The 13,550-nt window shown below is 50.0% G+C and carries 17 protein-coding genes; 5 read left to right on the plus strand and 12 right to left on the minus strand.

Annotated elements, in window-relative coordinates; genetic code table 11:
• Positions 1–4: 4 nt before the first annotated feature.
• Together ACJJIS_RS14585 and ACJJIS_RS14590 are read right to left on the minus strand one after the other, a co-directional pair.
• Complete coding sequence (locus tag ACJJIS_RS14585) at positions 5–514, minus strand: DUF1097 family protein (protein ID WP_444912525.1); 510 nt, start codon at positions 512–514, stop codon at positions 5–7.
• Between the two features lie 360 nt (positions 515–874).
• Entirely contained in the window at positions 875–1,570 is a 696-nt protein-coding gene (locus ACJJIS_RS14590) for an SDR family oxidoreductase (RefSeq protein ID WP_444942291.1), read from the minus strand.
• A gap of 13 nt (positions 1,571–1,583) precedes the next feature.
• Between ACJJIS_RS14590 and ACJJIS_RS14595 the strand changes: the two genes are divergently transcribed.
• The 5 genes from ACJJIS_RS14595 to ACJJIS_RS14615 all read left to right on the plus strand — a co-directional run bounded on the left by ACJJIS_RS14595 (position 1,584) and on the right by ACJJIS_RS14615 (position 6,111).
• Complete coding sequence (locus ACJJIS_RS14595) at positions 1,584–1,946, plus strand: DUF3301 domain-containing protein (RefSeq protein WP_475708411.1); 363 nt, start codon at positions 1,584–1,586, stop codon at positions 1,944–1,946.
• 8 nt (positions 1,947–1,954) lie between these two features.
• Entirely contained in the window at positions 1,955–2,176 is a 222-nt protein-coding gene (locus ACJJIS_RS14600) for a DUF1653 domain-containing protein (RefSeq protein WP_444898053.1), read from the plus strand.
• Between the two features lie 385 nt (positions 2,177–2,561).
• A complete protein-coding gene (locus ACJJIS_RS14605; protein ID WP_444898054.1) occupies positions 2,562–3,068 on the plus strand; it encodes a phosphatase PAP2 family protein in 507 nt (168 codons plus the stop codon).
• Positions 3,065–4,138 carry an MJ1255/VC2487 family glycosyltransferase gene (locus ACJJIS_RS14610; RefSeq protein WP_445360060.1) on the plus strand — a complete coding sequence of 358 codons (1,074 nt, stop codon included), beginning with the start codon at positions 3,065–3,067 and terminating at the stop codon, positions 4,136–4,138. Before ACJJIS_RS14605 ends, ACJJIS_RS14610 begins: the two co-directional genes overlap by 4 nt.
• A gap of 170 nt (positions 4,139–4,308) precedes the next feature.
• Positions 4,309–6,111 carry an acyl-CoA dehydrogenase gene (locus ACJJIS_RS14615; RefSeq protein WP_445360061.1) on the plus strand — a complete coding sequence of 601 codons (1,803 nt, stop codon included), beginning with the start codon at positions 4,309–4,311 and terminating at the stop codon, positions 6,109–6,111.
• A 28-nt stretch (positions 6,112–6,139) separates the two neighbouring features.
• On the opposite strand, the gene ACJJIS_RS14620 is transcribed toward ACJJIS_RS14615, so the two are convergent.
• The 10 genes from ACJJIS_RS14620 to ACJJIS_RS14665 all read right to left on the minus strand — a co-directional run bounded on the left by ACJJIS_RS14620 (position 6,140) and on the right by ACJJIS_RS14665 (position 13,417).
• Positions 6,140–7,507: an ATP-binding protein gene (locus ACJJIS_RS14620; protein ID WP_445360062.1), complete on the minus strand. Its 1,368-nt coding sequence runs from the start codon at positions 7,505–7,507 to the stop codon at positions 6,140–6,142.
• Complete coding sequence (locus tag ACJJIS_RS14625; RefSeq protein WP_282931897.1) at positions 7,504–8,178, minus strand: response regulator transcription factor; 675 nt, start codon at positions 8,176–8,178, stop codon at positions 7,504–7,506. The genes ACJJIS_RS14620 and ACJJIS_RS14625 overlap by 4 nt, the downstream gene beginning before the upstream one ends.
• A 34-nt stretch (positions 8,179–8,212) precedes the next feature.
• The gene (locus tag ACJJIS_RS14630) at positions 8,213–8,530 is read right to left on the minus strand and encodes a PepSY domain-containing protein (RefSeq protein ID WP_282931896.1); all 318 of its coding nucleotides are present in this window, start codon (positions 8,528–8,530) and stop codon (positions 8,213–8,215) included.
• 65 nt (positions 8,531–8,595) lie between these two features.
• Positions 8,596–9,159: a glycine zipper 2TM domain-containing protein gene (locus ACJJIS_RS14635; RefSeq protein WP_413664972.1), complete on the minus strand. Its 564-nt coding sequence runs from the start codon at positions 9,157–9,159 to the stop codon at positions 8,596–8,598.
• Between the two features lie 143 nt (positions 9,160–9,302).
• A complete protein-coding gene (locus ACJJIS_RS14640) occupies positions 9,303–10,004 on the minus strand; it encodes a DUF3106 domain-containing protein (RefSeq protein WP_445360063.1) in 702 nt (233 codons plus the stop codon).
• Positions 9,997–10,236 (minus strand): hypothetical protein, encoded by a 240-nt coding sequence (locus ACJJIS_RS14645; RefSeq protein WP_444898060.1) that lies wholly within the window; start codon positions 10,234–10,236, stop codon positions 9,997–9,999. Before ACJJIS_RS14645 ends, ACJJIS_RS14640 begins: the two co-directional genes overlap by 8 nt.
• Positions 10,220–10,606 carry a hypothetical protein gene (locus tag ACJJIS_RS14650; protein WP_475708412.1) on the minus strand — a complete coding sequence of 129 codons (387 nt, stop codon included), beginning with the start codon at positions 10,604–10,606 and terminating at the stop codon, positions 10,220–10,222. Before ACJJIS_RS14650 ends, ACJJIS_RS14645 begins: the two co-directional genes overlap by 17 nt.
• On the minus strand, positions 10,603–11,127 hold the full coding sequence (locus ACJJIS_RS14655; protein ID WP_444912518.1) for an RNA polymerase sigma factor: 525 nt from the start codon (positions 11,125–11,127) through the stop codon (positions 10,603–10,605). The genes ACJJIS_RS14650 and ACJJIS_RS14655 overlap by 4 nt, the downstream gene beginning before the upstream one ends.
• Before the next feature lie 362 nt (positions 11,128–11,489).
• Entirely contained in the window at positions 11,490–11,903 is a 414-nt protein-coding gene (locus ACJJIS_RS14660) for a hypothetical protein (RefSeq protein ID WP_413664967.1), read from the minus strand.
• A gap of 149 nt (positions 11,904–12,052) precedes the next feature.
• The gene (locus ACJJIS_RS14665) at positions 12,053–13,417 is read right to left on the minus strand and encodes an L-cystine transporter (RefSeq protein ID WP_444927243.1); all 1,365 of its coding nucleotides are present in this window, start codon (positions 13,415–13,417) and stop codon (positions 12,053–12,055) included.
• Positions 13,418–13,550 lie beyond the last annotated feature (133 nt).

The raw sequence follows: 13,550 nt of genomic DNA on the forward strand, positions 1-13,550 counted from the left end.
TCTTTCAACAAGTCCTTACTGCTCGTTGCTGACGCGGCCATAAAATATCAATCAGGCCGGCAAATACTGCACCGATAGATACCGTTGCAATCAGTTGAAAATAGGCATCCAAGGTAATGTCCAACTGCGCAAGAAACGCAATAATGATACCAATGGCATAGCTAGTGACATTCCGAATACCAGTCACCATTCCCATTGCCCATACACTGATAATCGAGAAGAGAAGTGCAATCGGCCCAACCAGGATACTTGGGTCAATTTGCCATTTATGTGCCGCTGTTTGAGCGCCCAACCCCAACCCCAGCCCGGTCACCACACATGCGAGATTGTAGGCACCTGCCCGCCAATCACGCCCCCTGGAGTAATAGGCAATAACACCCAACACCGCTACCCATATTGGCATTCCGCCCAGATAACCGACGAGTGCCGCAACAATGAGAATTGCAAGGATTGGTGACTTCAGTAACTGGGGGGACAAGCTTTTACGCTTGGTTAAAACACTGGGCCACTTCATGATTTCCACTCCTTCGAGGACACCCTGATAAGAGGTAAGATTCCTTGCCTAAAACGTAAAACCCGCCAACACTCTGAAAGGATCTATCAGAACCATTCCTTGATATGAAGCTATTTTCAGGTAGTTCCCACTCTGGGGGATAGAAAACTTCTTCCGTATTCTTGCCCAATCTTGCAATCAGCAGGCATTAGCACGAAGCAGACAAAACAGACTCACCCGCCGGCCATATGCAAAAAAGTTGAAATGCATAAATTCGACTGATCAAGGCTACTCAAGCGACCTCGTATTCAGGCCGGCAGAGTGTGGGAGCTGCATTCTATTAGATTCTCAGAGGAGTTTTGTCACAGCCCATTACAAGTATTACCAGGGAATTTCAGTCCCGTCATAGTTATAAAATCGACCCGTTTTTGCTGGCGTTGCTGATAAAAGCAGCTTTTTTAGTCCGCCGACACTTTCCTCAGCAGAAATCAGTGCTCCGGGGCCGCCCATAGCCGTTTTTACCCACCCCGGATGCAAAGCGAGAACCGTGATTCCTCTCGGCTCTAAATCGATAGATAAGCTTTTGACGACCTGGTTTACGGCTGTCTTTGAAGTTCGGTAGATATATCCACCGCCAGAGCGATTATCAGCGATACTCCCAACCTTGCTGCTCATCACCGCGATTAGCTTGTGCTCGCTGGCCGCAACATTGTCACAAAAAGTTTCTGCCATCATATAGGGGGCGATAGTGTTGGACTCTAAAACTCGACGCCACTCTGCGCGGTCAACAGCGCCAAATCCCACGCCCTTCGGCCCGTAGTAACCTGCATTGTTGAGCAATATGTCTATCGGCTCTCCTTGAAAGGCCTTACCTAGAGAGATCATCTGTTCGTAGTCGGTCACATCTAGGCGAATCAACTGTATCGAGGGGTAGCGTTCTTGCAACACCGCGAGCTCAGCGGCTTTCTTCGGTTCCCGGCAACAAGCCAGGACCTTCCAGCCAATTTCGGCAAACTGGGCACACAACTCAAGCCCAATTCCGCGATTGCAGCCAGTAATTAAAATCGTGCCGGACATTGGCGCTCCTTAAATGGTATTCTTGCGGGAAAGCGATCATAGCAACTGTATAGCAATGTATTACACTCTCAGCGACATACTGTGGCTTTCCCTGTTCTTTGTGGTTCTTTGGTATATCTGGGCCAGTATGGCCGCTAAAGAGCACGTCCGGCGAGCCGCTTCTGATCACTGCCGACAGCTCGGTGTCCAACTGTTAGACGACACCGTGCTTTTGGTTCGTACTCGAATCAAAAAGGATAAGAGGGGGGTTTTCAGCCTTCACCGCAGTTACAAGTTTGAGTTTACTTCTACAGGCGAACATCGCTATTCAGGCACTGCTGTACTTCACGGGAATCGCATCCAACAGTTACAGCTTGCCCCCCACCACGTAAGTTAGAGGTACCCATGCAACGCGGCCTATATCGTCACTACAAAGGAAATCTGTACGAGGTTTTACATACCGCAAAACATAGTGAATCCGAAGAAGTTATGGTTGTGTACCGAGCCCTTTATGGAGGCTATGGCGTCTGGGTGAGACCCCAAAGAACATTTAATGAAACAGTTTCTAAAAACGGCGTTAAATCTCCACGCTTTGAATTAGTCCAGGCATTTGACATAGCTGCCTGACCTGCCTGAAATATCATTAATTTTGGAGGGGCCATGCTTCCTCCAAAGTCACTTTATCTGTCTATTATTTTTTCCAATAAGATAAGCAACTTTCTTCAGTTATATCTGCACCCAATCCAACTCAATCTTTTGTCTAACTTGCTGGTACTCAGGTGTACTATCAGCTTACAACTGACCCCGAAAACCCCCAGCGTTTATTAATCGAATTACTTATAATTTTGATTTGGAATAATCTTGCGCCAACTATTCGTTGGATCTTTCAGCCTTTTAAATAAGCTCTTTCATTCTATTCTTCCCGCCTGGTCAAGATTTCATTATTGCGACATAAATCGGTCAAGTCCGTGCAATAATCGATTTGTAACTTGTCGGCATGCGAGGCTTACCGATGAATCTAAAGAGTTTTGATGTGTCCATAGTGCTGTATATGGTTGAGCGGGCATCACGCCCCAGCTCTCGCCGGCGCTATCTGTGGCTATCTAAATCTGGGGATGGGTGGGCTGCCGGGGCACTTTTATTCACCTATGTATGGCTCAATTCAGCCATTCAACTGCTGTACTTGGCATGTACCGCAGTTGCCTTGGAGCGCGGATTGTACTGGGGGATAAAAAACACGACACGACGACTTCGCCCGCCCCAAGCAATCCCGGGCATGCGTCCCGTAATTGTGGCGCACGATCGTTTCAGCTTACCGTCGGGCCACACCTCATGCGCCTTCCTATTTATAACCGCGATGTCTATACAGGTGAGCCCCATGTGGAGCTTCGGTTATATCTGGGCCACCGGGGTCGGAGCCGCCAGGGTTGGCCTGGGAGTTCATTTCCCGTCTGATATTTGTGCCGGCGCTATTTTGGGGACCAGTGTCAGTTTAATTGTGAGTGCTGCCTTTATATGAAGATACTTTACGGCGTTCAATCCACGGGTAATGGGCACATCAGTCGCTCCCGTGCGCTGGCTAAGCAATTCGAAAAGTATCCAAATCTCGAGGTCCAGTGGTTATTTTCAGGCCGCCCAAGAGAAAGCTTATTTGAGATGTCTTCTTTTGGAGACTATTGGTGGCGGGAGGGAATGACTTTTATCCACAGTCATGGCCGCTTGAATAGTTTCGCAACACTGCGAAACATCAATGCAGTAAGATTCATCAAGGATATAAGAACACTGCCGGTTAATAATTTTGATTTAATTATCAGTGACTATGAACCTGTTACGGCCTGGGCAGCGAAATTTAAGAAAAAACGCAGCATCGGTATCGGCCATCAATACGCCTTTGAATTCCCGATCCCTGCACCTCGCAATAAGTGGGCATCCCGCACAGTACTAAAATCATTTGCCCCAACACAAGAAAGTATCGGTTTACATTGGCACCACTTCGGCAACCCAATACTACCGCCAATCGTCCCTCAGAAACCTGAACTCTCCCAAGAATTGGGTGAACATATTCTAGTTTACTTGCCTTTCGAACAGCCTATTCCGATGCTGGACGAACTTTCCAGGCTGCCCTATCGGTTTATCGTCTACGGTATACCCCACAATTTACCTACCTCTAGTAATATTCAAGTTAAGGCCCCCTCAATTAATGGCTTTCAGAAGGATCTGGCAACCTCTAAAGCAGTAATCTGCAATAGCGGATTTGAATTATTGGCTGAAACCCTGGCTCTGGGAAAACCCATTCTCAGTAGGCCTCTCGCCAATCAATTTGAGCAGGAAGCCAATGCCAAAGCGCTCGATCAGCTCAAACTGGCCACAATCGTAAAACAGATAAATGCCTATACGATCGACAAGTGGCTAGCCAACTGCCCCCCTCCACTTCGGATAGTTTGGCCTGATGTGGCTCAATCACTGGGCAACTGGATTGCTTCCGGGTGCCGACAAAGCCCAGCTGAACTATCCTCCCAACTGTGGCGCAAGGTGGTACCAAAGCCCGTTGCAGAAGCAGCACCAGTATTTCAAAGAATATCCGAGTAAAAGCACTCTAATAATCGCCAAGTCTATTCATAGAATCAGTCATTGCCCAGTGCACCCTCTCCACGTTTACATATACACTTGAATCGTAGAGTTCCAGCATAAAAATATTCAATGGAAAACTACCTGGAAATTAAACGGATTACCCAAAAAGAATAATGTAAGAGGTAAACATGGCCCATCAGCTGCTCAACGAGCGTGAAATCGATTTTTTACTTTATGAATTTTTAGATACCGAGGCCCTAATCAATCGCCCTCGGTACAGTGATCATTCCCGTGAAATTTTTGATGCAACACTGAATACCGCACACACCATTGCAGAAAAATTTTTCGCTAATCACAACGCCAAAGGCGATGCGATTGAACCGAGCTTTGATGGTGAAAACGTCAGCGTTATCGAAGAAACCAAACAGTCCTGGGATGCTTTTGCCTCTGCAGGATTTCTCGCCGCTCACTGTGATGCAGAGGAAGGCGGACTGCAATTGCCAGAAGTTATTCTGCGCACAGCACTCGCTTATATGGCCGCAGCAAACGTTGCCAGTGCTAGCTACCCGTTCTTGACCATTGGCGCGGCCAATCTGGTACGCACTTTCGCCAGCGAGTCGCTTAAAAAGCAATTCCTTCCACAAATGTTGGACGGACGTTTTGCCGGGACTATGGCACTAACTGAACCGGATCAGGGCTCCGCGCTGTCAGACATTCGCACTAGCGCCTTACCAGAAGAAGACGGCAGCTACCGTATTCACGGACAGAAAATGTATATTTCTGGTGGCGATCAAAACCTCACTGAGAATATCGTTCACCTGGTTCTGGCAAAAATTAAAGGCGCACCCGCAGGTGTGAAGGGAATATCACTTTTTCTGGTTCCCAAATTCCTTCTGGACGAGCAGGGGAAACCGGCAAAACGCAATGATGTAAAACTCGCAGGCCTGCTACATAAAATGGGTTACCGCAATACCACATCAACGGTATTGAGTTTTGGTGAGGACGGTGGCGCTATAGGCTACCTGATCGGTGAACCCCACCAGGGCCTGAAGTATATGTTCCAAATGATGAATGAAGCCCGTATCAGTGTGGGAGCTGGCGCTTCTGTACTTGGATACCAGGGGTACACTTACTCTCTTGAGTACGCCAAGGGCCGCCCGCAGGGGCGTATGCCCTCTAACCGAGATCCTGAATCCAAACAGGTCCCTATCGTCCAGCATGCCGATGTTCGCCGTATGCTACTGATGCAAAAAGCCTATGCTGAAGGTGGCTTAAGCTTGAGTGTTTATGCCACCTCACTTTACGAGGATGAGCATACAGCCCCTACAGAAGAGCAGCGCAACAATGCTGCAACACTGCTCGATCTGCTAACTCCCGTAGTAAAATCCTGGCCCTCCAAGTACTGCCTAAAAGCTAATGAGTTGGCGATTCAGGTTTTGGGGGGAGCGGGTTATATTCGTGAATACCCGGTAGAGCAGTTGTATCGAGACAATCGCCTTAACGCAATTCACGAAGGTACAGAAGGCATCCATGCCCTGGATTTACTGGCCCGGAAAGTACCGTCAAAAAATCTTGCTGGCTACCAACTGTTACAGGCAGAGATCCGCAATACGATTATGCAGGCCAGGGATAAACCTAAGCTCGAATCTATGGCCAAAATGCTGGAAGAAGCCCTGGAAAAGTTGGATGAGACAAGTTTTGCATTATTCTCCCAGCTTCAGGAAGATGTGGATCGCGGCCTGGGTAATGCCACCCTATACCTGGATTTATTTGGCTGTACCGTAGTCGCCTGGTTGTGGCTACAGCAGGCAGTTATCGCAGAAAAAGCACTGGAAAAGAATCCTAATAGTGAAGCTCAGGATTTTTACCAGGGTAAATTACACACTGCTAAATACTATTTTGAATGGGAGCTACCAAAAACAGAGACAGCTATCGCACTGCTGAAATCAGGCAATAGCGTTCCTTTCGACATGCAGGAAAATTGGTTCTAGTTAAACGACTTGTCGAGCAAAACGGAAATTACAGTTGTACCGTAATTTCCGTACCTCCCTGAGGAAGGGGGGCTGCATTTATTTGCCCTTCATAGCTCTCAACAATATCCACTACCACGGCAAGTCCAATACCCTGCCCAGGTTGCTGTTCATCGGCACGAACGCCCCGCTGGGTAACCGCTTGCCATTTCTCACTGTCCAGCCCTGGGCCATTGTCTTTAACCTGAATAGACAGTTTGCGAGTATCTTCCATATTCTCAACGGCAACCGATAATTTCCCGTCACCATATTTATAAGCGTTATCCAGCAAGTTACCCAGGACTTCCATCAGGTCACCTTCGTCACCATAAAACAGGGTGTTTTCAGCACAGGAACTTTCGACATCACACGGCTTACTGCGATACACCTTTTCAAGCGCATCCAGTATTTTATGGAGCAGTGGCGCGACCGGTGTCCCCCGTATAATGGATTTCGGCGAACTGGTTACTGCCCGCTGCAGTTGATAGCTGATAATACTGTCCATCCGCTGCACCTGATCCGTTAGCGTCTTGCCGGCGGTTGTTGTATCTCCAGAAAATTTAAGACCCTTCAATACCGCTAATGGCGTCTTCAGGCTGTGGGCCAGGTCAGCTAATGTATGCCGGGTTTTTTCTCTCTGGCGGCGCTCATTTTCAATCAACAGATTTAAGTTATCTGTCAGTGGGCGTAGCTCCCGCGGAAAATTACCCTCCAATCGATCGGCACCCCCACGCTGCATTTCCTGAAGCGCATTAGCCAGGGCTGTCAGCGGGGCAAACCCCCAGCGCAGAACCAACCACTGTGCAAGGATTAATAACAATGCTCCCAACCCCAACCAGTGCCACATGGTTGAGCGAAACTGCCCCACTTGGGCCTGTAGCGGGGCCGCATCCTCGAGCACTGCAAAGGTAAACAAATTTTCATCTTCCAGCCCCCAGGCAACCCCTTGGCGGAAACTGCTATAACTTCCCTCTTCTCCCGGAACCGATACCTGCGAATAGGACTCCTGCCCCTGGGAAAGCGGATAGAACTCCAGCTGCGGCATTGCCAGGGCTGACTCCGAACGCCAGATAATCTCACCCTCCCGATCAATAACAGCGCCCACCAAACCGGAATCAGGCTGGTTGAAGCGTTGCTCGGGCAAACTCGGGGGCAGAATCAGGGTTTTACCTTCCGGCTCAGCAACCGCCAGCAGGGTGTAAATGTAGACCTGCAGCTCCCGCTGCTTGGCTTCATTCAGGGAGGTGCGATAGGCGTGCTCGAGGACTCCAGAGATAAGAAGAATAAAGCCGACTAGCACAAGACTGGTAACCAGGGCCAGACGCCCCTTTAAGGAACCCAGAATATAGGAAAGCAGGGGGAAATTGATGGATCTCACTGCGGAATCACAAAGCGATAGCCGCGCCCGCGCAGAGTCTCGATAGGCTTAAGCTTGGCTGCCGCATCAATTTTTTTCCGCAGGCGTCCAATAAACACCTCTATCACATTGCTGTCCCGGTCACAGTCCTGTTCATAGATATGTTCTGTCAGGGTGGTTTTTGACACTACCTCATCCGGATGAAGCATCAGGTATTCAAGTACCTTGTACTCAAACGAAGTCAGGTCCAATTCAACTTCATCCACACTAACCCGTTGCGCACTGGTATCCAGAACGATAGGTCCGGCTTTAATCGTCGGCGATGAGAAACCTGCGGAACGGCGCACCAGGGCATTCAACCGTGCGAGCAGTTCTTCAGTATGGAAGGGTTTTACCAGGTAATCGTCCCCGCCAGCTTCCAGGCCGGAGACCCTTTCCTGCCAGTGTCCCCGAGCCGTTAAAATCAGGATAGGAAAATGCTTCTCTTCACGGCGCAGTGTTTCAATAACCTGGATACCATCAATTTTGGGTAAACCCAGGTCCATTACTGCAACGTCGTAGGGATATTCCCTCCCCAGATAAAGTGCCTCTTCTCCATCAGGGGCTTCGTCAACGGTGTACCCGGCCGTGCGCAGGGACTCTGCCAGCTGCTGCCGCAGTAATGCTTCATCTTCAACTAATAGTGCGCGCATAGTAATTACCTTATTGCGGCTCGCAATTATTCTGCTAGCGGGATATACGGCCGCTCTGTTTATCGACAAACACCACATAAACCTGGCTTTTGGCCGACAGTCCCTTCACCCGATACACGGCTCGCCCCTGTTTTTTGGTCTCAGAAATGGCGAGAATTTTTCCACCAAAGCGTTGTTTTACGATTGAAGCAGCCCGATCCCTTGAGATTTCTCCCCCTTGAACACGAAGAAAGTGGGGCTGAAAACTCTCCCGCTCATAAGCGGGGTAGCTGTGTACCGTGGCACTGCAGAGCGCCGGCAAAAACACAGCGGTAAAAGCAATAAAGCCAAGTAAGGTACGATTCAGTTTCACGGTGCGGCTCCTGTGGATATCCAATTTTCCACCCTTTATAAACTCCCTGCCGCCCTCAACCGGGCTCAAAGAGCCGGTGAGACGTCGACATGGACCCGGATTCTATCGCCCGGATGATGGTCAGTGCGAGTCAAGTAAACTTGCCCATTATACCGATAGCGGACATCGTATCCGACTAATTCCCTTCTTGTAGAGTATTCATCTACAACATGGCAACGGGACTCTGTTGCATAGTGGACTGGAGCATTGGCACGGCTGATCTGGTTACCTACCAGGGCGCCCACCAAAGCCCCTGCGATTGTGGCGCCGCCACGATTGTGACTGCGATGATAACCGTAGCGTCCACGGTGGCCGTGATCGCCTAAGTTATTGCCGATTGCAGCACCTATAAGTCCCCCCACTACAGTACCTGCCGGGGAAGTCGGCTCGCGATAGGCAACCTGTTCATCGCGACACTGAGTCGTCGGTGTAACAACCTGAACATCGGTGTAGACGGGAGTAACCTCGGTAACTCGCGCATAATCATAGCCACCCGCAGCATAGCCTCGGGGGCCCGCGCTGGCAGTAGAACTTAGACCCACCAGTGCCGCAACTGCCGCACCCGCGATTAGCTGTTTGTATAGTTGCACGATATATCTCCCGCTAGTCATCAACGGGAGCCAGATTACTTAAGATGATCTGAATAGACGCTGAATTACACTGTCGTACCAGCGTAGCAGCGAGGTAAAACGATAAGCCAGCCTCTCAGGGTTGGAATTTGAATGGCAGGGCACTATTCAGGAGCCCCAGATGAACTATCAGTCTCCTCATCACCCTCTCGTCGGTCACTGGCCTCTCGATCACGCCTAGGCCGAGAATCCTGGTGCCTTCTCCCCCTTTCGTGCTCCCTTCTGGGCCTATCTCCTCTCGCCCGGTCGCCCCTTGGTCGGTCTTCTCTGTGCCGGTTTCCTCTAGGTCTATTCTCATCGGACCTATCCCTCCTAGGCCCATCTTCCCTGAGTCTATCCCCTTGCGCTCGCTCTCCCCGAGCCCTATCACCCCTGGGCCTTTGCGGTTCACTCCTATCGCCCCTAGCTTCCCGCCAGCGCTCGCGCACTTGCTCTCTCTGTTCGGGGGACATCTGCCGATATCTCTCACGAGCCTCACGGATACTCTCACGCCTGCCTTCCGGCAGGGCACGGTACTGTCGATAAGATTCCCGCAGCTGATTACGGCGTTCCTGGGGCAGAGACTGCCATTTTTCATAGCGCTGCCGAGCATTGTCACGCTGCTCAGGGCTCATTGAGTTCCATCGACGCGCACCCCGCAACAACCTCTCCTGCTGGCTATCAGACATGTTGGGCCAGCGCTCTTCCATGCCCTGTAACAGCTTGCGATCACTATCACTTAGGCTTTTCCAATCCACCGACCACGCCATACCAGCCCAAAGCAGAGAGGCTGCCATCAAACAAGTTGCGACCAGGGTTTTAATCATGACTGTCCCCCAGCCATATATCTTTGCTTTTGGTGCCTTCTTGGGTTTGCCCGGGACCTTGAACCAACTCGGGATCTTCAGGGATAACGACATCACCTTGTTCATCGACCCACTCTTCCAGGAATAACAGGAATTCCTCCGGCAGAGGCTCAGCTTCCTCCGCCTCGGTAGTACCTGGAAATACGAGCGCACACATAGATATGATGAATAAAACACTACGAAGAGTGCCCATCCAACTCCTCCGCCAACCACTGATAAAACTCCATATCCTCAATCATCTCGATATCCATATCTTCATCCAGCAGCCAATCACCACTCACTAGCAGCTCTGTACGACTTTCATTATTGATAACAGATCTGGGCCACCATAGAGCAAGAAATAGCACTGCGGCAGAAGCCGCTGTAACTGGAAGGTATGGATACAAGGTCTTGAGTGAAAAGTACCGTTTTTTATTATTTTGATCTTGCGCTGCGGAGCGGATTCGCCGCAACTCAGCCAGGGTTTCCGTATCGAGCGATCTCTCTCTACGTATAACAGCGGCACTGGCCGCTCCGAGTATACGCTTCTCGTTAGTCGATGAATTGTTTTCTAAATTACTCATTCCATCGCCTCCAAATGAACCCGCAGGCTGCGCAATGCTCGAGAGAGGTGAGTCTTCACACTTCCCTCGCTACAAGCCATAGCCCCTGCTGTCTCACTGACATTAAAGCCTTCAACGCAGCGCAACAAAAAAGCCTGCTGTTGACGCAGAGGTAACTTTTCAATGGCGCGGTCAATGGCATCAATCGTACGTTCACCGATTAGGACACTATCCGGGCTGCGGCCGTTGGGGTCGGGAAATTCACTCAGATCCCATTCATCGCCTTCGCTATTAATAGGAAGTTTATCTTTCAACAGCTGCCAACGGGACAGGTTTTTCTTGCGACGATGCCAATCGGTTATGCGGTTATTAAGAATGGTAAAAAATAATGGGCGCCACTCCGCACGGTCTCGGCAGCTATAGCTTTTGACGAGTGCAAGCATAGAGTCCTGAACGATATCCAGCGCATCATCACGGTCCCCTACAGCATATTTCGCCATAGTGAATGCCCGCTTTTCTACTGAAGCGAGAAACTGATCCATAAAAGCCGATTGAGGTCCCTTGACGAGGATGCAATCCTTCTACGGCTATTGCGGAGCCTCTAAATAATTCCGTGATATTTCTTTGGCTGTCAGGGCAGCTCACAGTCTAGGCGCGGCTTCACAGGAGTGTTTAAACCTTTTGAGAAGTCGCAGCACAGAGTATGAACCACTCTGAAATCCCCGTAGGACAGACTTAGAAGGCCCCAGCTACTGCATAGCTCTTGCAAAGGACTAAGCCCTTTATCAGCAGGCTGCGCCTAGCGACTGCAGTCTTCCAAGACTATAGAAATATCACGGAATTATTCAGAGGCTCCTTAGTTTGCCGCAACCCACTAGATAATGCCTGCTACAACCAACAATCACTAATCGTTATTGTTGTCACGGGATCTACGATGGTGCTTTTTTGTCCGCTCGCCGCGTTCGTTCTTCCGATCGTATCTATTATCTATTCGCTCGCCTTTTTTATCGAGGCGCTCGTTTATTTTCTCACCTTTGTTATCCAGGCGCCTATCGATACGATCACCTTTTTTATCTAAATGTGCAGCTAATTTATCTCTCCCATTAGCGGCAGCCTGCTCAGACCGCTGGTCCAGGCGCTCATTAATACGATCACCTTTATCATCGAGGCGCTCTTCAATGCGATCCCCCTTTCGATCGAGACGATTTTCAATACGGTCGCCGCGATCATGTCCATCATCCTCACTGCTTTCAGCTTGCAGCGAGAGGGGAAAACCAAGGCTAAGCGCCAGTACTGACAGTCCTATCAGTTTATTCATAAGTTGCTCCAGTTCCGTGAACAAAAAACTCAATGCGTTAACAGCACTGACTATAACGTCAGGCACTAGAGCTGGTTGACAGGACTCCTATGAAAAATCGGCGAAATCAGAAGACAAAAATAATCGGTGCACAAAGTACCGTTCTCTGTTCAACCCTCTACAACTTCCGGGCCGGGCACTTCATCGCCGAGCCAGCGTTGTGTCAGGGTGCCAGCGGTCATAGCGCCGTTAACATTCAGCGCGGTTCGCGCCATATCAATCAGAGGTTCAACAGAAATTAGCAGAGCCGCGATAGTAACTGGCAACCCCATTGCCGGCAGTACCACCAAGGCTGCAAAGGTCGCCCCGCCACCAACGCCCGCTATACCGAAAGAACTGATCATTACAACCGCCACTAAAGTAGCAATCCATACTGGGTCCCATACATTGATCCCCATCGGCACTGCCACCATCACTGCCAGCATAGCCGGATAAATGCCGGCGCAGCCGTTTTGCCCAATAGTCGCACCGAAAGATGCAGAGAAATTGGCAATTGCTGGAGACGTACGCAGCTGGTCCACCTGAGTCTCGACATTCAGGGGAATAGTTGCAGCACTGGAGCGGGAGCTAAAGGCAAAAACCAGCACCGGCCATACCTTGGTGAAATAGTGCAGCGGATTGATACCATTAATAAGTAGCAGCAGACCGTGCACCAGGAACATCAAACCAATAGCCGTAAAGGAGGCCAGCACAAAACTCAATAAGTTAAGAATATCCCCCATACTGGATTTAGCGATCAGGCCGGTAACCAAAGCCATCACGCCGTAAGGTGTAAAAGCCATCACTAGTCGCACCAGCTTCATAACCCAGACTTGAGCCACATGAACGAAGCGCTCAATCGCTGCGCCCTCTTCGGGAAATTCACGGCGAACCGCCAAGGCTGCCAACCCTAAAAGCACCGCGAATATAACCACCGCTATAACAGAAGTAGAGCGAGCCCCGGTCAGGTCCAGAAAAATATTGCGCGGCACAAAAGAGGTAATAATCTCAGGAATGGAAAGGTCTGTGACCTTGCCAATACGCTCATTCAGCACTTCCACTCGCGCAGCTTCCCTGGAACCCTCAACCAATCCCGCAGCCGACAAACCAAATAGCTCGGCCATAGCCACGCCAATTAGAGCGGCCACCGCCGTTGTTCCCAATAGTACCCCCAGGACTGAAATACTGATTTTGCCCAGCGCCTGGGTATGGCTGACTTTAACTACCGCCACTAATATGGAAGTCAGCACCAGGGGCATCACGAGTAAATACAATAGATTTACGTAACTGTCCCCTATCATCTCTACCCAAGGTATCACCTCTGCGGGTGCAGCCCCCCATCCGCGAGACAGTTGCAGGGTGCCTCCAAAGATAACCCCAAGAATCAGGCCAGCCAGCACTGCTGGTGCGAGGGAGTCACGGCCTCGCTGCCAGCGAAAAAGTCCGTATAGAAAAACAATAAATAGAAGCAGGAAAGCAAATGAACTGATATGCATAAGGTCTGGGTCCCACCCGGAACAAAAGGGGAAAGTGGCGGCATGCTATCAGCGATCCGTCACAAGCCTATAGATGTGTTAGTTATAGTTTTATAAAGTTTGGGAGCTTCTAATAATCCACTGTTACCCCGCC

The organism is Microbulbifer maximicatervae (SeqCode) (assembly GCF_056231245.1).